General features: G+C 47.1%; 26 protein-coding genes. 23 read left to right on the top strand and 3 right to left on the bottom strand.

Translation table 11 applies throughout. The features are described 5' to 3' along the window. Positions 1-10: 10 nt before the first annotated feature. The 10 genes from KNO75_RS05325 to gcvPB all read left to right on the top strand — a co-directional run bounded on the left by KNO75_RS05325 (position 11) and on the right by gcvPB (position 6,536). Complete coding sequence (locus KNO75_RS05325) at positions 11-313, top strand: prepilin-type N-terminal cleavage/methylation domain-containing protein (protein WP_214820238.1); 303 nt, start codon at positions 11-13, stop codon at positions 311-313. Further along, entirely contained in the window at positions 310-741 is a 432-nt protein-coding gene (locus KNO75_RS05320) for a prepilin-type cleavage/methylation domain-containing protein (protein ID WP_214693002.1), read from the top strand. Before KNO75_RS05325 ends, KNO75_RS05320 begins: the two co-directional genes overlap by 4 nt. Next, positions 728-964, top strand: coding sequence for a hypothetical protein (locus tag KNO75_RS05315; protein WP_074033316.1), 237 nt, complete (start codon positions 728-730; stop codon positions 962-964). Before KNO75_RS05320 ends, KNO75_RS05315 begins: the two co-directional genes overlap by 14 nt. Next, positions 870-1,382, top strand: a complete 513-nt coding sequence (locus tag KNO75_RS05310) for a prepilin-type N-terminal cleavage/methylation domain-containing protein (protein ID WP_353047552.1) — start codon at positions 870-872, stop codon at positions 1,380-1,382. The genes KNO75_RS05315 and KNO75_RS05310 overlap by 95 nt, the downstream gene beginning before the upstream one ends. Then, positions 1,358-1,657 carry a hypothetical protein gene (locus KNO75_RS05305; RefSeq protein ID WP_214692997.1) on the top strand — a complete coding sequence of 100 codons (300 nt, stop codon included), beginning with the start codon at positions 1,358-1,360 and terminating at the stop codon, positions 1,655-1,657. The genes KNO75_RS05310 and KNO75_RS05305 overlap by 25 nt, the downstream gene beginning before the upstream one ends. Continuing rightward, positions 1,650-2,138, top strand: a complete 489-nt coding sequence (locus KNO75_RS05300) for a shikimate kinase (RefSeq protein ID WP_214820235.1) — start codon at positions 1,650-1,652, stop codon at positions 2,136-2,138. Before KNO75_RS05305 ends, KNO75_RS05300 begins: the two co-directional genes overlap by 8 nt. Then, positions 2,135-2,473 carry a hypothetical protein gene (locus KNO75_RS05295; RefSeq protein ID WP_214820233.1) on the top strand — a complete coding sequence of 113 codons (339 nt, stop codon included), beginning with the start codon at positions 2,135-2,137 and terminating at the stop codon, positions 2,471-2,473. Before KNO75_RS05300 ends, KNO75_RS05295 begins: the two co-directional genes overlap by 4 nt. Positions 2,474-2,621: 148 nt before the next feature. Beyond that, complete coding sequence (gene gcvT, locus KNO75_RS05290; protein ID WP_214820231.1) at positions 2,622-3,698, top strand: glycine cleavage system aminomethyltransferase GcvT; 1,077 nt, start codon at positions 2,622-2,624, stop codon at positions 3,696-3,698. 25 nt (positions 3,699-3,723) lie between these two features. Further along, positions 3,724-5,061 carry an aminomethyl-transferring glycine dehydrogenase subunit GcvPA gene (gcvPA, locus tag KNO75_RS05285; protein ID WP_214821690.1) on the top strand — a complete coding sequence of 446 codons (1,338 nt, stop codon included), beginning with the start codon at positions 3,724-3,726 and terminating at the stop codon, positions 5,059-5,061. Further along, a complete protein-coding gene (gene gcvPB / locus KNO75_RS05280) occupies positions 5,061-6,536 on the top strand; it encodes an aminomethyl-transferring glycine dehydrogenase subunit GcvPB (RefSeq protein WP_483297962.1) in 1,476 nt (491 codons plus the stop codon). Before gcvPA ends, gcvPB begins: the two co-directional genes overlap by 1 nt. A gap of 35 nt (positions 6,537-6,571) precedes the next feature. Here the strand turns inward: gcvPB and KNO75_RS05275 are convergent, their stop codons facing one another. Further along, the gene (locus KNO75_RS05275) at positions 6,572-6,952 is read right to left on the bottom strand and encodes a rhodanese-like domain-containing protein (RefSeq protein ID WP_083600098.1); all 381 of its coding nucleotides are present in this window, start codon (positions 6,950-6,952) and stop codon (positions 6,572-6,574) included. A gap of 163 nt (positions 6,953-7,115) precedes the next feature. Here KNO75_RS05275 and mntR point away from each other — a divergent pair, with 163 nt between their 5' ends. Then, the gene (gene mntR, locus KNO75_RS05270; protein ID WP_074033309.1) at positions 7,116-7,544 is read left to right on the top strand and encodes a transcriptional regulator MntR; all 429 of its coding nucleotides are present in this window, start codon (positions 7,116-7,118) and stop codon (positions 7,542-7,544) included. Between the two features lie 175 nt (positions 7,545-7,719). Beyond that, the gene (gene hpt / locus KNO75_RS05265) at positions 7,720-8,247 is read left to right on the top strand and encodes a hypoxanthine phosphoribosyltransferase (protein WP_074033308.1); all 528 of its coding nucleotides are present in this window, start codon (positions 7,720-7,722) and stop codon (positions 8,245-8,247) included. A gap of 24 nt (positions 8,248-8,271) precedes the next feature. On the opposite strand, the gene KNO75_RS05260 is transcribed toward hpt, so the two are convergent. Beyond that, on the bottom strand, positions 8,272-8,682 hold the full coding sequence (locus KNO75_RS05260) for an SA1362 family protein (protein ID WP_214820229.1): 411 nt from the start codon (positions 8,680-8,682) through the stop codon (positions 8,272-8,274). A 14-nt stretch (positions 8,683-8,696) separates the two neighbouring features. Further along, on the bottom strand, positions 8,697-9,638 hold the full coding sequence (locus KNO75_RS05255) for a DUF1385 domain-containing protein (protein ID WP_214820227.1): 942 nt from the start codon (positions 9,636-9,638) through the stop codon (positions 8,697-8,699). 141 nt (positions 9,639-9,779) lie between these two features. Between KNO75_RS05255 and aroQ the strand changes: the two genes are divergently transcribed. From aroQ to dxs, 11 genes are all read left to right on the top strand, one after another. Then, positions 9,780-10,217, top strand: a complete 438-nt coding sequence (aroQ, locus tag KNO75_RS05250; RefSeq protein ID WP_214820225.1) for a type II 3-dehydroquinate dehydratase — start codon at positions 9,780-9,782, stop codon at positions 10,215-10,217. After that, on the top strand, positions 10,213-11,280 hold the full coding sequence (locus tag KNO75_RS05245) for a M24 family metallopeptidase (protein WP_214821688.1): 1,068 nt from the start codon (positions 10,213-10,215) through the stop codon (positions 11,278-11,280). Before aroQ ends, KNO75_RS05245 begins: the two co-directional genes overlap by 5 nt. Before the next feature lie 29 nt (positions 11,281-11,309). Further along, the gene (gene efp / locus KNO75_RS05240) at positions 11,310-11,876 is read left to right on the top strand and encodes an elongation factor P (RefSeq protein ID WP_214820223.1); all 567 of its coding nucleotides are present in this window, start codon (positions 11,310-11,312) and stop codon (positions 11,874-11,876) included. A 117-nt stretch (positions 11,877-11,993) separates the two neighbouring features. Continuing rightward, on the top strand, positions 11,994-12,443 hold the full coding sequence (accB, locus tag KNO75_RS05235) for an acetyl-CoA carboxylase biotin carboxyl carrier protein (RefSeq protein ID WP_214820221.1): 450 nt from the start codon (positions 11,994-11,996) through the stop codon (positions 12,441-12,443). Between the two features lie 7 nt (positions 12,444-12,450). Further along, positions 12,451-13,794, top strand: coding sequence for an acetyl-CoA carboxylase biotin carboxylase subunit (gene accC, locus KNO75_RS05230; RefSeq protein ID WP_214820219.1), 1,344 nt, complete (start codon positions 12,451-12,453; stop codon positions 13,792-13,794). A 112-nt stretch (positions 13,795-13,906) separates the two neighbouring features. Further along, complete coding sequence (nusB, locus tag KNO75_RS05225) at positions 13,907-14,293, top strand: transcription antitermination factor NusB (protein WP_214820217.1); 387 nt, start codon at positions 13,907-13,909, stop codon at positions 14,291-14,293. A gap of 63 nt (positions 14,294-14,356) precedes the next feature. Next, positions 14,357-15,193, top strand: a complete 837-nt coding sequence (gene folD / locus KNO75_RS05220) for a bifunctional methylenetetrahydrofolate dehydrogenase/methenyltetrahydrofolate cyclohydrolase FolD (protein ID WP_214820215.1) — start codon at positions 14,357-14,359, stop codon at positions 15,191-15,193. After that, positions 15,186-16,532, top strand: a complete 1,347-nt coding sequence (xseA, locus tag KNO75_RS05215; RefSeq protein ID WP_214820213.1) for an exodeoxyribonuclease VII large subunit — start codon at positions 15,186-15,188, stop codon at positions 16,530-16,532. Before folD ends, xseA begins: the two co-directional genes overlap by 8 nt. Next, on the top strand, positions 16,507-16,731 hold the full coding sequence (gene xseB, locus KNO75_RS05210; protein WP_214820211.1) for an exodeoxyribonuclease VII small subunit: 225 nt from the start codon (positions 16,507-16,509) through the stop codon (positions 16,729-16,731). Before xseA ends, xseB begins: the two co-directional genes overlap by 26 nt. Then, positions 16,728-17,606: a polyprenyl synthetase family protein gene (locus KNO75_RS05205; protein WP_214820209.1), complete on the top strand. Its 879-nt coding sequence runs from the start codon at positions 16,728-16,730 to the stop codon at positions 17,604-17,606. Before xseB ends, KNO75_RS05205 begins: the two co-directional genes overlap by 4 nt. Before the next feature lie 123 nt (positions 17,607-17,729). Then, positions 17,730-19,622: a 1-deoxy-D-xylulose-5-phosphate synthase gene (gene dxs, locus KNO75_RS05200; RefSeq protein ID WP_214820207.1), complete on the top strand. Its 1,893-nt coding sequence runs from the start codon at positions 17,730-17,732 to the stop codon at positions 19,620-19,622. Positions 19,623-19,628 lie beyond the last annotated feature (6 nt).

Raw genomic sequence — 19,628 nt, 5'->3', positions numbered from 1 at the left:
GGAAATTCACATGAAGGAAGAACAAGGTTTCACTCTCGTTGAGATGGCTGCGGTCTTACTTATTATTTCAATTTTACTGTTATTGCTCGTACCGACGCTGACAGAAGGAAAGTCACGGGCGGACCAAGTAAGTTGTGAGGGAAGTGTCCGAATTGTCGAGTCAGAAATCAATTTGCACTATGCCGAACATAAATCGTACCCTGCCACATTAGAAGTAATTGGGCGTGCTTCTGCATCGGATCCACTTGTGTATAGTTGTCAATCGTCAGCCTACACGTATTCTCCACTTGATGGTTCGCTGAAGAAACAATGAAAGGCTATACGTTTGTCGAGATGGCGTGGGTACTCGTGATCATTTCCTTCCTGCTACTGATCAGTAGTCCTGTAGTGAAGCCTTTTGAGCGACTTGAACTATATGATTTTACAGATACGTTAGTGACGAACATTCAAGAAGCAGGACAATACCCGTACATTTCGGAAAATGGAAGTTGCGTGCCGAAGTTGATTTGGGTGGCTAAACAGAGAAGGTATTTAATCATGTGTGGAATGACCTTAGTGCGAAGAGTAGACGTACCGGAAGGAATCATTGTTTATCTTCCAACCTACAATACCATCACCTTCTCCCAGGCAACAGCTTCCTATGCAGGACAGTGGAAATTTGTCAGTGGGAAAACATCTGTCACGTTTAAGTTTCGGCTTGGGACGTATGAACCGGAGGTGATCATCCATGAAGGGGGATGAAAAAGGATTCTCGTTATGGGAAGTGAGTGTGAGCCTAGCGGTCGTGATGGGGTGGGTACTCATTTTGACGTCGTTTGTGACGCAAGGGAATGAACAAGTAGCACGGTTGCGTGACACGTTATTCATTTATGAACGATTACAAGGAGAGGTGCTGCTTGAAGCCGCTGAACCGACTGGGCGTGAAGAAGTGTGTGAAAAGGGTTTTTGCTTACCGACGCTTTGATCCGGGGTTTACTATGCTAGAAATGACGGCAGTATTGTTGATCCTCCCCATTTTTTTATTATTGTTGGTCGAATTGCTCACGCTTGGTCAACGCCTTTACGAACAACCGAAGTGGGAGCACCATACGACTCCCCAACTCATTGTACGTCGTTTGCAGAACAGCAAAAATTGTCGCGTCGATGAGGGGCGATTAAAAGGCGATTTTCTTAAGGCAGATGAAGAAGTGTGGCCATGGACAATCAAACAGTTGAATGGGAACTTGGTCATGGTTGGAGACGGAGGAGGGAACTTGTTATTATTAAGAGGAATCGATCAGTATCGCGTCGAAACGGTCGGTACGGGATTTCGAATTTCATGGAAAGATTCAACTTTCGAAAGGGAGCGGTACGTCATGTGTATGAAAGAGGATTCTTTCTAATCACCACGTTGACAATCGTCGTGTGGTTACTTGGTACTGCATTATTTTGGTATACTGATGTAGAACGAACGACGAGACGAATCTCAGATGAGATATTGGCCATACGTTTTGAATCCCACTTGTTGTTGGCAAAAGAACGTTGTGGCAATCAACCAGTAACACTCACCAAACCGACGGGGACGGTGACATGTCGTCCGATTGCACCGAATCGAACGGAAGTGGAAATGGTGTTGACATCTGGTGAACGTCATAAAGAGGTGATTGCTTATGAATAAGAAACCGTTTTATATCGTGGGATTTATGGGTACAGGTAAGTCTACCTTGTTCACTTTTATGCAAGAACATGGAGACGTCGTGGACCTCGATGAAGAAATCGAAACCTGGATTGGAACCGACATCGCTACATATTTTGACCGATACGGGGAGTCAGCGTTTCGCGAAGTGGAAACAAAAGTACTTCAGCAAATCGATGCTGACTTTGTTCTCACGGGTGGTGGAATTGTCGAACGCTCTGAAAATATTCATTGGATGCGCGAACACGGTAAAATCATTCATTTAGATTTACCATTTGAGGAATGCTGGGCAAGGATCAAAGATTCGAATCGACCGCTTGTGAAAAAAGGAGAGGCGGAAGTTCGGACGCTGTACAACCGACGGACCATTCTTTATCAAGAAGCGGACGAGACGATTAATGCGTCCCGGACACCGCAATGTATTGCAGAGCAAATTATCCGTATGAAGGAGGAAAAAGTATGATTTGGATTAACCTTGCAATTCTTTTATTCGCCATCATTGGACTTGGTGTATATGGATATTTGTTATTTAAAAAACAGATGAAGCCGACGTTCGGAAGATTAAACCGTTTGACGGAACGATTTAAAATTCGTGCTGACGTCATCAACCAACAAGTCACTGAAATTAAAGGACATGTGGATGCGGTTAACCGATCTATTACTCAAATCAAAGATTTCGGCATCAAAGCTAAAGACGAATCGATTGAGTTGAAACAGGCGGCAGTCGGGCTGACACATGAAATCAAACGTACGGCGGGAATCGAACGCTCTGACGTTTCCACCGAGCCAAAAATATGAAATAATGAGGATGAAAACGTTTTCGTTTTTCATCCTTTTTCTTTTTCGCTTTTTTAACTATGCAGAAAGAATAAAAATTGTTAAAGTGGAATGGAAAACGAAAGATTTCAAAAACAAAAGCATTTTATGTTCGGGATTGGGGGATATTATGGAAAAGGTTACTTTGAAACGTACGCCTTTGTTCGAATTGATTGAACCGAAGGCGAAGATGGTTGATTTTGCGGGGTTCGAAATGCCGATTATGTTTTCTTCGATCAAAGAAGAGCATCAGGCTGTACGTCAAAACGTGGGGATGTTTGATGTATCTCACATGGGAGAAATTCGGGTTGAAGGACCGGACGCTCTAGAACAAGTGCAGAATCTTGTGACGAATGATGTCTCAAAGATTAAAGTCGGTCAAGCTCAGTACAACCTTCTCTGCCTCGAGAATGGTGGCGTAGTGGATGACTTACTCGTTTACCGATTAGATGAAGATGCTTATTGGCTCGTCGTCAATGCCTCGAATATCGAAAAAGACGAGGCGCATATTCGTCAATTTGTTAGTGGTGACGTCACTGTGACGAATGAGTCTGATGAATATGGCCAAATTGCCATTCAAGGTCCAAATGCGGAAGCTGTTCTTCAAACGATTACGAATGTAGCGCTTGACGAAGTTGGTTTCTTTAAATTTATAAACGGTGATGTGGCCGGTGTTGCTTCAATCATTTCGCGTAGTGGTTATACAGGAGAAGACGGATTCGAGATTTATGCGCGGGCAGAAGGAATCTCGGCAATCTGGGCAGCGCTTGAAGCAGAGGGTGTTACACCTTGTGGGTTAGGTTCACGAGATACGCTACGATTTGAAGCGTGCCTTCCGCTCTATGGGCATGAACTAGATGAGTCGGTCACTCCGTTCGAGGCGAACCTTAATTTTGCGGTTAAATTAGATACTGATTTTATTGGGAAAGAGGCGCTCGCTACACAAAAAGAAAACATTCCGAACCGGATGGTGGGCTTGAAATTGCTTGGTCGCGGAATCGCACGTCAAGGTGCGCAAGTAGAAATCGACGGGAACGTCATTGGGGTCGTTACTACCGGTACGATGCCTCCGACAGTAAACGAGTCGATTGCATGGGCACGTGTGGATGCACGTTACAAAGATGAAGAGCGATTTGTCATCGACATTCGTGGCAAAAAGATTGAAGCCGAACGCGTACCGACACCTTTCTATAAACGAACGAAATGAAACAGGGGGATTCAGAATGAACAGAATGGAATTTCGTTATTTACCGATGACCGAACAAGATGAGCGAGACATGCTTCAAACGATTGGAGTGGATTCCATCGAATCGTTGCTCGCGGATATTCCAGAGTCGCTTCGCGAAAAAGCGTCGCTTGCAGCAATCGGGTCACCACTTCCGGAAGTTGATCTCGTTCGTCACATGACGAAACTAGCGGATAAAAACAAACACACGAAGTCCTATCCAAGTTTCCTCGGTGCCGGGATGTATGATCATCTCTCACCAACCGTGATGAACCATATGCTTTTACGTTCTGAATTTTATACGGCGTACACGCCATATCAACCTGAAATATCACAAGGTGAGCTTCAGGCGATGTTCGAGTTCCAGACGATGATTTGTGAGTTAACCGGAATGGATGTTGCAAACTCGTCGATGTATGACGGCATCACGGCTCTTGCTGAAGCGACTTACCTAGCGAGTGCGCAGACGAAGAAAAAACGCGTCGTCGTTTCTGGAGCGGTACATCCTGAAGCGAAAGATGTCATTCGCACGTATGCGGATGGTCCAGGACTTTCTGTCGAATATACAAACGTCACAAATGGGGTGACGGATGTAGCTGATCTCGATTTAACAGACGCTTCATGTCTCGTCGTACAATACCCAAACTTCTACGGTCGAATTGAAAATTTGGAGCAATTGGCGAAGCAAGCGCATGATGCAGGTGCACTTTTTGTCGTATCAAGTAACCCCCTTGCATTAGGCATTTTGGAATCACCAGGTGCGCTTGGGGCGGACATTACGGTCGGGGATGCTCAACCGTTCGGGATTCCACAAAGTTTTGGTGGTCCGTCTTGTGGTTATTTTGCGGTGAAGAAGTCATTGATGCGTAAACTACCTGGTCGACTCGTAGGGCAAACGGTAGATGAGGATGGAAAACGTGGATTTGTCTTGACGTTACAGGCGCGTGAACAACACATTCGTCGTGACAAAGCAACGTCAAACATCTGTTCGAACCAGGCGCTCAACGCATTGGCCGCCTCGATCACGATGTCCGCTTTAGGGAAATATGGCATTCGTGACATGGCTGTTCGAAATATCCAAACAGCTCATTACATGAAAGAAGCATTGAAAGCAGCAGGATTTACAATCGTTGACGAGGGACCGATGTTTAATGAATTCGTTGTCGATTTCGGACGCGATGCAGAAGAAGTATCTCGTCACTTGCTTGAACATGGAATGATTGGTGGACTTCCGCTCGGAACGTATGAAGAAGAGCGCCAGTCACAGATGCTAGTCTGTGCGACAGAGTTACGTACGAAAGAAGAGATTGATCAGTTTGTCGAAGTGGTCGGGGGGATGAAATGATGCAACACGAACAAACGCTAATTTTTGAAGTATCACGTGAAGGACGAACAGGATATAACTTACCGACACCTACCGTTCCGGAAGTTGACCTCGAATCATTATTGCCGGCGACGATGATTCGAAAAGAAGTGGCTGAACTTCCTGAAGTATCTGAGCTCGACGTCGTTCGTCATTACACGGCGCTCTCTACACGAAACCATGGAGTAGATTCAGGGTTTTATCCGCTTGGTTCTTGTACGATGAAATATAATCCGAAAGTGAACGAAGATATGGCACGCCTTCCTGGATTCGCGCACATTCACCCATTACAGCCCGTTGAGACGATTCAAGGTGCGCTTGAACTCATGGTCGACTTACAAGAGCAACTTGCTGAAATCACGGGGATGGATGAAGTGACGTTGCAACCAGCAGCAGGGGCGCATGGCGAATGGACGGGGCTCATGTTGATCAAAGCGTTCCATGAACGCAATGGGGATACGGCTCGTACGAAAGTACTCGTTCCAGACTCGGCACACGGAACGAACCCGGCTTCTGCCGTCGTTGCTGGATTTGAGACGGTGACGGTCAAGTCGGATGAGCGTGGTCTTGTGGATTTGGATGATTTGAAATCAAAAGTTGGTGCAGATACGGCTGCTCTCATGCTGACGAACCCGAATACGCTCGGATTGTTTGAGGCGGACATCCTCGAAATTTCAAAAGTGGTTCATGAGGCTGGTGGAAAGCTTTATTATGACGGTGCGAACTCGAACGCGATTCTTGGAATCGCGCGTCCAGGAGACATGGGCTTTGATGTCGTTCACTTGAACTTGCATAAGACATTCACGGGTCCTCACGGCGGTGGTGGTCCGGGTTCTGGTCCAGTAGGGGTAAAACGTGATTTGATTCCGTTCTTGCCAACACCGATCGTCACGAAGACAGACGAAGGGTTTGGCTTGGATTACGATCGTCCACTCTCGATTGGTCGAATCAAGCCGTTCTATGGAAACTTCGGAATCAATGTTCGCGCGTATAGCTACATTAAAACGATGGGAGCAGAAGGGTTGACGCGTGTATCGCGTGAAGCCGTGCTCAACGCGAACTATATGTTTGCTCGATTGAAAGATGCCTTCGACGTACCGTACGATACGTATTGCAAACATGAATTCGTCTTGTCAGGTAAGCGACAAAAGGCACTTGGTGTTCGTACACTGGATATCGCGAAACGATTGCTCGACTTCGGGTACCACCCACCAACAATCTATTTCCCATTGAATGTGGAAGAGTGTATTATGGTGGAACCGACTGAAACCGAATCAAAAGAAACGCTTGATGCATTCTGCGATGCGATGCTTCAGATTGCAAAAGAAGCGGAAGAAAATCCAGAAATCGTACAGACGGCCCCGCATACGACGGTCGTTAAACGTATGGATGAGACGCTCGCTGCACGGAAGCCTGTTTTAAAATATGAACGTCGTGAGGCGTCATCCGTGAAATAAAAGGAGCGGGTCGATTCAATCGACCCGCCCATTTTTTATGCTTTTTTAATTTTGCCTTTCCAGTTCTTGAAGCCGCCTTCAAGCATGTAGATATTGTTATATCCATTTTTCATGAGTAGTTTGGCCGCTTGGTTAGAACGTGAGCTTCCTTGGCAATAGATTAAGATCGGTTGGTCTTTACGTAATTCTTTCATGCGCATCTTGAGTTGACCGACCGGGATGTTTCGAGCACCGACGATGTGACCACCTTTATATTCATTCGGTTCACGTACGTCAATCAATTGTCCTTTGCGGAGTGAAGCACGGAATTCTTCTTGTTTCATTTTTTTCAACCCGCGAGCTGGCATGAAGCGCCATACGATGTAGGCGATCAAGGCAACCCATAGGAGGATGACGAGGATTGTTTCGATTCCCATAGATGTTCTTCCCTTCTCTTTCAAAGTTACCATATCTCATTATAATGAATTTAAGGTCACGAGACAATGATTGACTGAATGAATTGGGGCTTTCCCTTTCGATTTCAGCTTAGTTAGGATAAAATGTAAAGTGGAAACCGGAACATTAGGGGAGGTCGTGCCCATGCCGACGCCGAGTATGGAAGATTATTTAGAACGGATTTATTTACTCATGTCAGAAAAAGGATATGCGCGTGTTTCTGACATTGCCGAACATTTAGGAGTTCATCCCTCCTCTGTCACCAAAATGGTCCAGAAGTTGGACCGTGAAGAATATTTGGTGTACGAAAAATATCGCGGCCTCATGCTTACGAAGAAAGGTCAAAAAGTAGGGAAACGACTCGTCGAGCGCCATGCGATGCTCGAGTCTTTTTTACGTCTGATTGGAGTCGACGAAGCGGATGTATATGAGGATGTGGAAGGAATCGAACATCACCTCAGTTCAAATACGCTCGATTGCATGACGCAGTTTGTAGAGTTTTTTGAAGACAAACCCGAACTAATGGATCAATTTAGAGAATTTCGTGAGCAAGAGCGAGCTGCAGAAGAATAATGTATAGGAAAAACGTCAATTTCTTACGATTGACGTTTTTTTATAGGGTGAATAGGGGTTAAATACGAACGAAAAACCTATTTTATCTTCTAATGTATATTTTTAAGTCGATAATATGATAAGATGAATCGTGGATTCACTAAATAGGGGGTGACGGCGAACATTCGCCGAGCTGATGGACATTCAAATTAAAGGAAAACTGTTTGATGAGCAACAAATTCGAAATCGGGTACAAGAATTAGCAGAAGAAATTGAGAAAGACGCTAACGGGACACCTATTGTCATTGTTGCGGTCTTAAAAGGGTCAATGGTGTTTGCTGCTGATTTGATGCGTTATATGAAAGGAAGTGTACAACTCGACACAGTCGCAACGTCTTCTTACGGGAAAAAGACCGTTTCGAGTGGGAGTGTACAATTACGTAAGGACCTTGACTTGGATGTCGAAGGAAAATATGTCGTCATCATCGAGGACATCATCGATACAGGACAGACGTTGAAGTTCTTGTGCAAGCATATGGAACTACATCAACCGAAACAGCTGAAAATCTGTACGCTTCTTGATAAACCGGCTCGACGTCTCGTACAATTAGATGCAGACTATGTCGGTTTTGAGATTCCGGATGAATTTGTCATCGGGTACGGCATCGACTATGCGGAACAGTATCGCAACTTACCCTACATCGGATATGTAGAGACAACGTAAAAAGGAGCGCCGCGGCGCTCCTTTTTACATGTTGGCTTTCTTTTTCTTCTTCCCTTTTTTTCCCTCGATTACAGTGAGATGCGGGGGATTGCTTCGATGAACGTTCGATCGTTTGGACAACTTCGTGACGTTCGATCCCGGCTTCTTGTTCTTCTTATTCTTCACGGATGAGGAAGGTTTGACCTGAGGTCCACGGTTCCCTTGCATACGTTTCTTAGAGGCTTGAGCGGTTTTACGATAGCGCATATCCTCTGGGGACATACGTCGTCCGATGAAAACGCGATAGATCACATAAAAGACTAACCCGAATATCCCGATGAACAACAATTGTCTAAATAATCGACCAGGATCGGTGGCGAGCATATGCCCGACCCCGATGAAGCCTAAGATAAACACGATTGTTGCAGCGGTCGAACCAATTCTTTGTCTGATCATGGTGCTTCCTCCTCTTATCCCTCTCTATGAATGACCGATTCTCCTAACTCTTTACGTTCCCATGTCTCGAATGCTTCGATTGCGACTTGAATCTGTTCATCGCTCGGCTCTCGAGTCGTCAATAGCTGGAGAGACAGACCCGGTTTTCCGAGGAATGAAAGAAAGCGATGTTCACGGAAACGGTTGGTGAATTGAAGGACTTCAAATGAGATTCCGATGACGACAGGTAAGAGCGCGATTCGGCTGACGAGTCGTAGCCAAAGCGGATCGATTGGGACGATCATGTACACGCCAATCCCGACGAAAACGGTGAACAAAATAAAACTCGAGCCACAACGGTAATGAAGACGTGAGCTCTTTCGAACTTGTTCGACCGTAATCGGACGTCCGGACTCATAACAGTTGATGACCTTGTGTTCAGCCCCATGATACTGGAAGACGCGTTTAATAAGAGGCGTCAACGATATCAAATAGAGGTAACTGAGCAACAATACTAATTTTATTCCCCCTTCAAGGAGGTTTTGAACCACGTGTCCGGAAAATAACGGCACGTCTTGAAACATCGAGGCAAGAAGAGCTGGAGTCACGTTAAAAATCAACTTCCCAAAAACATAAGAAATCACACCGATGATGGCGATGAAAGCAATCATCCACATGCTCTGCTTCTGGTCCTCGTTCGTGCTGACATCTTCACTCGGATCGACGTCATAGCGATCACTTGCAAAATTCATATGCGCTGACCCGTTCTTCAGTGATTCATATAGTGCGACAATCCCTCTTAAAAACGGTACCTTTTTCAACGATTGGACCCACGGGACGAGGATGCGCGCTTGCTCGAACGTTTCGATTGATCCGTCTTTTCGCCGAATGGCGGATGCGCTCTCGGAGCGGCCTTGGAACATGACGCCTTCCACGAGTGCCTGTCCTCCGACAGGAATGTTTGGTTTAGAATTCATTCACTTTCCTCGATTCTTACAGAGTTGTACTTGAATTATACCGCGATTTATAAAAAAAACGAAAGGGCGGAAGGCTCGATTCACGTTCTTTCGATAAATTTGTTACAATAGATAAGACTTGACGAACGAGGGGGAAGAAGATTGCGGATTCTAGTGTTGAATGGTCCGAATTTAAATTTATTGGGTCGCCGTGAACCGGACGTGTATGGGGACGTGTCGTTAAAAGGTTTAGCTGCCGAATTGATGCTTGCTGCACCGGATGACGTCGAACTCACTTTCGTTCAATCTAATCACGAAGGAGAGTTGATTGATGCGCTACATGATGCCTACGACTATGATGGTGTCATTATGAATGCGGGTGCTTATACGCATACATCGATCGCGATTCGCGATGCTATATCTGCAATCGCTGCCCCGGTCGTTGAAGTACATATCTCGAACGTGCATGCTAGAGAATCGTTTCGCCACGAGTCAAAACTCGCAGGCGTATGTCTAGGTGTCATTACCGGCTTTGGACTGACGAGTTACACGTTGGCACTGCATGCACTAATCGAACATTGGAGGAATCGACATGATTGAACGCGTAAACAAACTGCAAGCACAGTTAGAGGCAAACGAGATTGACGCATTGCTCGTCACAAAACGGGAGAACATTCGTTACTTATCAGGCTTCACCGGATCAAGCGGTGTGATCGTTATCACGGCGAAATCTGCAAGCTTTATCACAGACTTCCGTTACACGGAACAGGCGAACGATCAAGTAAAAGGGTATGACATCATTGAACTTGATACGTCACTCATCAAATCGGTGGCAGATGTTGTGTCACGTGAGTCAATCGCACGCCTTGGAATCGAGCAAGACGCGATGACAGTCGGACAATATCGCACTTATGAAAAAGAAGTGGATGCAAATCTAATCGAGACGTCTGGAATCGTTGAAAAACTGCGCTTGATTAAGGATGAATCAGAGATTAAGATTATGAAGGAAGCTGCGGCAATCGCTGATGCAGCGTATGCACATATCCAGACATTCATTCGTCCGGGACGTACCGAGAGAGAAGTCGCAAACGAACTCGAAATGTTCATGCGCTCAAAAGGTGCTGATTCGTCATCGTTCGATATGATCGTCGCTTCTGGTCTCCGCTCGGCACTTCCGCACGGAGTTGCGAGCGATAAGGTCATCGAATCTGGCGAACTCGTCACACTTGATTTTGGTGCATACTACAAAGGGTACTGCTCAGATATCACGCGTACACTCGCGGTCGGACCGATTTCGGACGAGTTGCGTCAAATCTATGACACAGTGCTTCGTGCCCAACTCGCTGGTGTGGAAGGTACACGTGCTGGCATCACAGGGATTGAAGCTGACGCATTGACACGAGACATCATTAAAGAGGCAGGATATGGTGAATACTTCGGCCACTCGACAGGTCATGGCCTTGGCATGGAAGTGCACGAGGCACCTGGATTATCATTCCGCTCGGAAACAGTACTCGAGCCAGGGATGGTCGTCACGATTGAACCGGGTATTTACATCAACGGTGTCGGCGGTTGCCGAATTGAGGACGATGTCGTCGTTACGGAAGACGGATGTTACCGTCTGACGCAGTCGCCAAAAGAGTTAATTACGATTGAGGCTTGAGTCTCATCTGAATTTAGGAGGAAATTAACATGGTATCAGTAAACGATTTAAAAACAGGATTGACAGTCAAAACTTCTGACGGTTCGATTTGGCAAGTCATCGAATTCCAACACGTAAAACCAGGTAAAGGTGCAGCATTCGTACGTACAAAAATGCGTAACTTGCGCAACGGAGCGATTCAAGAGACAACGTTCCGCGGTGGAGAAAAAATCGAACGTGCACACATCGAGCGTAAGCGTATGCAATACCTCTATCCAATGGGCGACACGTATGTCTTCATGGACAATGAATCATACGAGCAACTTGAGTTGACGAGCGAACAAGTGAAAGCAGCGCTTCCTTACATGCTTGAAAACATGGAAGTCAGCATCGCGGACTACAATGGTGAGATTCTTGGAATCGAGCTTCCGACAAGCGTCGTATTGACAATCATCGAAGCAGACCCAGGCGTCAAAGGGGACACAGCATCGAACGTGAAGAAAAACGCGACAGTTGAAACAGGTCATGTGATTCAAGTACCACTTTTCATCGAGCCAGGTGAAAAAGTGACAGTTGATACACGTACTGGAGAGTTCATGGGTCGTTACAACGGTTAATCTGACAGAGTGTTCATTCGAATGAATGGGCACTCTTTTTTTCTCGTTGCATTCATTGGTCTGACCAGTTATAGTGAAGAGGAGATTAGTACCAGGTATAAACAGGGGGTAAGAAAGATGCAAATCGATCAAATCAAAGAGCTCATTCAACTATTGGACCAATCAACGGTTCATGAAATGGAGCTTGAAACATCTGATTTCAAACTGTCATTAAAGAAAGAAGCGCAAGCGGTCATGAGTGCGCCTGTGATGCAGACACAAGCGATCGCGCCACCTGCGCCTTCTCCTCAAGCAGAAGAAAATAAAGAACAATCGACGCCAGAAGAAGCGTCTTATCGTACAATCACCTCTCCAATGGTCGGAACGTTTTATTCCCGCCCAGCTCCGGATAAAGAAGCCTTTGTCAATGTAGGTGACCGAGTGGAGTCAGGACAAATCGTCTGTATTCTAGAGGCGATGAAACTGTTTAACGATGTCGAAGCGGAAATCAGTGGCGAAATCGTAGAAGTGCTCGTCGCAGATGGCGATCTCGTCGAATTCGGTCAACCGCTCTTCAGCGTGAAGTGAGGTCGTTATGAAATTATTAATCGCTAACCGTGGAGAAATCGCGGTTCGAATCATACGTGCTGCAAAAGAATTGAATATTCCGACGGTCGCTGTTTTTTCAGAAGCAGACCGTGAAGCGTTACATGTTCATATGGCCGATGAGGCATATTGTATTGGACCAAACCCGTCAAAAGACTCGTATTTGAATATTCCGAACATCCTGTCGGTCGCCTGTGCCGTGGATGCGACAATGGTACACCCTGGATACGGATTTTTAGCTGAAAATGCTGAATTTGCGGAGATGTGTGAGGCGTGTGGTATCCAATTCGTCGGGCCGAGTAGCTATGCTATCCGCAAGATGGGAATCAAGGATGAGGCCAAACGAACGATGATCGAGTCAGGTGTGCCGGTCGTCCCGGGTTCTAGCGGTGTCGTCACGGATGAAGAGGCAGTGGAACTCGCGCGCGAGATGGGCTATCCGGTTATCATCAAGGCGACGGCAGGTGGTGGGGGACGCGGTATTCGGGTCGCCCGAGACGAAGACGAACTCATTCAAGGGTTGATTGCGACACGCAAAGAGGCGAAGCAGGCGTTCGGTAACGGAGATGTGTATCTCGAGAAATTTATCGAGTCGTTCCGTCACGTAGAAGTGCAAGTACTCGCTGACCAATTCGGGAACGTGATTCATTTAGGAGAGCGCGACTGCACGATTCAACGACGGATGCAAAAGCTCGTTGAAGAAGCCCCGTCACCTGCGATTGACGAAGCGACACGTCAAATGATGGGAGATGCGGCAGTCAAGGCGGCGAAAGCGATTCAATATTCTGGAGCGGGAACAATCGAGTTCATCTATGTTCCAGAATCCAATGAATTCTATTTCATGGAGATGAACACACGGATTCAAGTCGAGCACCCGGTCACGGAGATGATCACCGGATTCGATCTCGTACAAGCACAATTAGAAGTTGCGCTCGGACATCCGCTCGCCATCTCACAAGAAGACATCACGTTCTCTGGACATTCGATTGAATGTCGGATTAACGCAGAAGACCCGTTCATGGACTTCCGTCCGATGGCCGGAAAAATCGATCAATACATCGTCCCAGGTGGTATGGGCGTTCGGGTGGACAGCGGTCTATATGCAGGAGCGATGATTCCTCCGTTTTATGACTCGATGGTCGCCAAGTTGATCGTACATGCGCCGACGCGTGACGAGGCGATTTTAAAGATGTTACGCGCTTTAGACGAGTTTACGGTTTCGGGAATCAAAACAACGATTCCGTTCCATCAACAAGTGATGGCACATGAACAGTTCCGAATCGGTACATTTGACACGAAATTTGTCGAAAAAGAAATGTCATTGGCGAAATAACAACAACCAGGAAGCCCGAACATTATTTCGGCTTCCTGGTTTTTTGTACTGAATTTATGAGTGCTTTATGCTAAACTATCACAATGAAAGCATGTAAAAGGAGAGTAACTGAATGAAACGTCATGAAGCACGAGAGAAAGCGATTCAAACGCTTTTTCAAATCGAAGTATCTAAATTAGAGGTGGACGAAGCCATCGAATTCGCATTGGACGGTCAAGAGTCTGATCCGTTTTACGAACAGCTCGTCACAGGAACGCTAGAGCATCAAGAGGATATCGACGCTTTACTCGTCGAAAACTTGAAAAACTGGCGTTTGGATCGTCTTGGCAATGTCGAACGTACGATTTTACGAATGGCGACGTTTGAATTGCTATACGTCGAAACGATCCCAGAGAACGTTACGATCAACGAGGCGGTCGAACTCGCGAAATCGTTCGGAGACGAAGAAGCCGGTAAGCTCGTGAATGGCGTACTCGGCAACATTATTAGAGAAGACTAAAAAATAGAGATAAGACACCAGACCAACTACAGAAAAACCTAAAGACAACGGGGGATGAGAGAGATGGCAGTAGTGATCGACGGGAAACAAGTGGCAGCATCATATCGAGAAACGTTAAAAGAGCGTGTGACAGCACTTCGTGCACGCAACATCGTACCGAAATTAAAAGTAGTATTGATTGGGGATGACCCAGCAAGTCATAGCTATGTACGCGGGAAAGAACGGGCAGCACAAGAAATCGGAATCGATTCACAAGTGCTCCGTTTTGATGAAACGATTAGCGAGAAAGAATTGCTCGACTTGATTGACTTGATGAATGAGGATGAGGAAGTACACGGGATTCTCGTGCAACTCCCACTACCAAAACACATTGACGAATCACGAGTCATCATGCGTATCTCTCCTGAGAAGGATGTTGACGGCTTCCATCCTGAGAACGTCGGAAAGATGATGCTCGGTCTTGATACGTTGCTTCCATGTACACCACACGGCATTTTGCATCTCGCAAAGACACAAACTGAGATTGCTGGGAAACACGTCGTGGTCGTCGGTCGCAGTCAAATCGTCGGAAAACCAGTCGGCATGTTGTTCTTGAATGAATCTGCTACGGTCACGTACTGTCACTCGAAAACGAAAGACCTTGGAGAAATGACAAGACAGGCTGACATCTTAATTGTCGCAGTTGGGCGTGCAAGTCTCGTTACTGCAGAAATGGTCAAACCTGGTGCGCTCGTCATCGACGTCGGCGTCAACCGTGTCGAAGGACGTCTCGTTGGCGATGTCGACTATGAGGCCGTCAAAGAGAAGGCGAGTGCGATTACACCGGTTCCTGGCGGTGTCGGTCCAATGACGATCACGATGCTTATGCATAACACGGTCGAGGTAGCGTCACGTGGCTAATCCACTTCCGGTCTCCGAAGTTGTTCGATATGTGAAGCGACAACTCGATGATGATGTCTTGCTTCGACAAGTCGCGGTCATCGGTGAGATCTCGAATTTTAAACGCTATTCATCTGGTCATTGTTATTTCACCTTGAAAGATGATGCGTCCCGCATGAAAGCCGTCATGTTCTCTCGAGATGCGAAACAGCTTCAATTCGAACCGAAAGATGGAATGAAGGTCATCGCCGTCTCAAGAGTGACTATGTATGAAGCGACCGGTGACGTTCAATTGTACGTCGAACTGATGCGTCAAGACGGAATCGGTTTATTGTACGAACAGTATGAGGCGAGAAAACGTGAACTTGAGGAGAAGGGGTGGTTTGATGCAGACCGAAAACAACTCCTTCCGACGTTTCCTGAGCGGATTGGAATTGTCACATCTCCGAAAGGTGCAGCGCTACATGATATCGCGACTACACTTCGGCGTCGTGCGCCCCACGTTTCCATCACATTTGCCCCTGTGGCCGTACAGGGCGAAATGGCTGCCCCACAAGTGGCATCTGCCATTCGGTGGATGAATGAACGGACCGACTGTGATGTACTCATCGTCGGCCGTGGTGGCGGCTCGATTGAAGAATTGTGGGCGTTCAATGAGGATGTCGTGGTCGAAGCCATCTATGCGTCGACCATCCCGATCATCTCTGCTGTCGGTCATGAGACGGATTATACGCTCGCTGATTTTGTCTCAGATGTTCGGGCGGCAACTCCGACAGCGGCGGCTGAACTCGCCACAGCGATGATTGACTCACAGCGGAAAGATTTAGAGCGTCTTGACAACCATCTGCATAAAGCCGTCAGGATTCAACTCGATGATTCTCGGAATCGTGTAGAGCGAATGATCAACAGTTATGGCCTGAAATCACCACGATATACGATTTCTCAAAAACGAGAACGGTTTGCTCAGTCGGAAATCCGCCTCGAGCAAGGGATGAAACGACATCTTACCGAAGCGACTCATCAGCTCCGTCAGTTGTCACAACACCTTGATGTGAAACGGTTCTCAAAAACCTTGTCGCAACAAGGAGAACAGGTCAATCAAATGGTCGATCGACTTCGTCGGACGAAACCATTAGAACAATCAAAACGACAATTTGCGCAACAGGTAGGAAGATTGCATGCGGTCAGTCCGCTCGCCGTCCTATCACGGGGCTACACCTTCATTGAACAAGATGGAGCATATGTGCAAAATGTGAAAGAATTACGCGATGGGAACATCTCGATTCGTTTTCGGGACGGTCATGCTGTCGCTGAGGTGAAGGAGAGGATTGTTGGTGACGAAAAAAGAACAGACGTTTGAAGCGGCACTTGAACGACTCGAACAGATTGTCGCGCAACTCGAAACCGGTGACGTACCGTTAGAGGAAGCGATGACTTTATATGAAGAAGGTGTCCGGTTATCTGCTTTGTGCCAGACAAAACTCTCGGCCGCTGAAAAGAAAATGGACGAAATACTAGAGTTAGACGGTACCCTTCGTGAAAAAGGGGGATCTGCATGAATCGCACGGATGATTTGAACAAGTGGAAGCGAACTGTCGAAGAGTCGATGCGTTCGCTCATTGAGACGAGTGACATGCCGTCGCGACTTCGCGATGCGATGGTCTATTCTTTAGAAGCGGGCGGAAAAAGAATCCGCCCCGCGCTTGTCTATGCTGTTCTAGAAACGTACGGTGTACCACTCGAGCGAGGCAGTGAGGTTGCGGCGACGCTCGAAATGGTCCATACATATTCACTTATTCACGATGATTTGCCGGCGATGGATGATGATGATCTTCGCCGAGGTCGACCGACGAATCACCGACAGTTTGATGAGGCGACTGCCATCTTAGCAGGGGATGCGCTTCTGACGGATGCGTTTCGCATTCTCGCACAAATGTCGCTCCCTGCTGAAGAAATCGTCGAAATCATCCGCGTTTTCGGTCTGGCTGCCGGTAGCTCTGGCATGGTCGGCGGTCAGTTGGACGATATGCTTGCTGAGAAACGGAGTGACGTCACGTTACAGGAACTTCAGTCGATTCACGAACGAAAGACGGGTGCACTGCTCGTCTATGCGCTTGAAGCAGGTGGAATCCTTGCCGGTGTATCGGAGGAAGATCGAACACAATTAAAACAGTTCGGCCGACACCTTGGCATCGCATTTCAGATCCAAGACGATATTTTAGATGTCGTCGGGGACGAGCAGACAATCGGGAAACGTGTCGGTTCGGATGAAGAGAACGAAAAAACGACGTATCCGAAACTGCTCGGATTAGACGGGGCGAAGCGTGCGCTCGATGCAGAAGTAGAGGCAGCGACCTTTGCGATTGAGTCACTTTCGATTCAAGCTCCGCTATTATTAGACTTGTTGGCGTTTGTGGTGAAACGAAATCATTGACCCCGGTGACACGATGAGCACATCGTGTCACCTTTGTTTTGGGGAATGTGTGGCATCTACCGTCACATTCTTGTAAAATGTAAGGTACGAATCAGTAAAATGTGAGGAGAAAGGATGGTCATTATGGACTTGACATCCATTCAAGACCCGTCATTCCTGAAAAGGATGTCTGTAACCGAACTCGAATCACTCGGCTCAGACATTAGACGATTCTTGATTGAAAAATTGGCAGTGACGGGAGGGCATTTAGCGCCAAACTTAGGAGTTGTGGAGTTGACGCTAGCCCTGCACCGTGTATTTGACAGTCCGAAAGACCAACTTGTATGGGACGTCGGTCATCAGGCGTACGTTCATAAAATTTTGACAGGACGTACGAGCCAGTTTGATACCCTTCGACAATACAACGGATTATGTGGTTTTCCTAAACGTTGTGAGAGTGAACATGATGTATGGGAGACTGGCCACAGTTCGACGTCGCTTTCAGCAGCAATGGGGATTGCGATCGCAAATGAGTTAAAAGGACGCGCGAATGATCGTGCCATTGCCATCATCGGCGATGGAGCATTGACAGGGGGAATGGCGCTCGAGGCGCTGAACCACATCGGTGCCGAGAAGCAGAATGTCATTGTCATCTTGAATGACAATGAGATGTCCATCGCGCCGAACGTTGGGGCGATGCATAATATGCTCGGTCGAATCCGTGCGTCACGCAAATTGAAACATGCACGTGAAGAGATGGAATCAATCATCAAGCATATTCCACTCGTCGGCAATTCACTCGAACGAAGTGGGGAGCGAGTAAAAGATTTGTTGAAGTCTGCACTCATTCCAGGCACATTTTTTGAAGAACTCGGTTTCACTTACTTTGGACCGACTGACGGTCACGATTTGAAAGACTTGCTTGAGACACTCGAGTATGCGAAAAAAATCGATGGACCTGTTCTCGTTCATGTCATCACGAAAAAAGGAAAGGGTTACCGTCCCGCTGAGTTAGATGGTGTTGGAACATGGCACGGTTTAGGACCTTATAAAATTGAGTCAGGTGAAGTGATCAAAGGGAAGCCGAAAGGACCGAGCTACTCAAAAGTCGTCGCTGAGACGATCACGAAAGTGGCAGAATCGGATGAGCGGGTGACTTTGATCACGCCGGCAATGAGTGTTGGTTCAAAACTCGACTGCTTCACGAAAAAATTCCCGGAACGCATGTTTGACGTCGGGATTGCCGAACAACATGCGGTAACGCTAGCGGGAGGTCAGGCGACACAAGGTTTGAAACCGGTCGTCTCGATTTACTCAACATTCTTCCAGCGTGCGTACGACCAACTCGTCCATGACATTTGTCGTCAAAACTTGAACGTTGTATTCACGATTGACCGTTCAGGACTTGTCGGGGCAGATGGAGAGACGCACCAAGGTGTATTCGATATCGCCTTCATGCGTCACGTACCGAATATTCGAATTTTGATGGCGAAAGATGAAGAAGAGTTACAACAACTCGTTTACTCAGCGCTTCGTTACGATGATGGACCGATTGCAATCCGTTTCCCTCGTGGCGAAGGGATTGGGGTGCCGATGAGTGATACGCTCCAAGAAATCTCGCTCGATGATTGGGAAGTCGAGGCGGAAGGAACGGATGTCGCCATTTTGACGTTCGGACCACAAGTTCAAGACGCGTTGGAAGTACGCTCATTATTAGAGGACAAGCTCAGTGTGCGCGTCATCAATTGTCGCACGATTAAGCCGCTCGATGATGCAATGCTCACTTCTTTATATGCAGAGGGCATTCCGCTCGTGACACTTGAAGAAGCAGCACTCGCAGGTGGCTTTGGAAGCAGTGTGTTAGAACATGCGAATGAAACAGGAGCGTTCCCGCGGATTCAACGCCTCGGGATTCCAGACCGATATATCGAGCACGGCGGTGTTAACCAACTTTTAGAAGAGATTGGTCTCCGACCAGCCCAAATGGCGGAATCGATTGAACGGTTCGTGATGGAGACAAATCGACAGAATGTGTGAGGGATT

It is taken from the genome of Exiguobacterium sp. s35, assembly GCF_018617535.1.
Taxonomy (GTDB): Bacteria; Bacillota; Bacilli; order Exiguobacteriales; family Exiguobacteriaceae; genus Exiguobacterium; species Exiguobacterium aestuarii.
The sequence above is the reverse complement of the archived record's forward strand: the minus strand, read 5'-3'. Positions and strand labels throughout refer to the sequence as shown.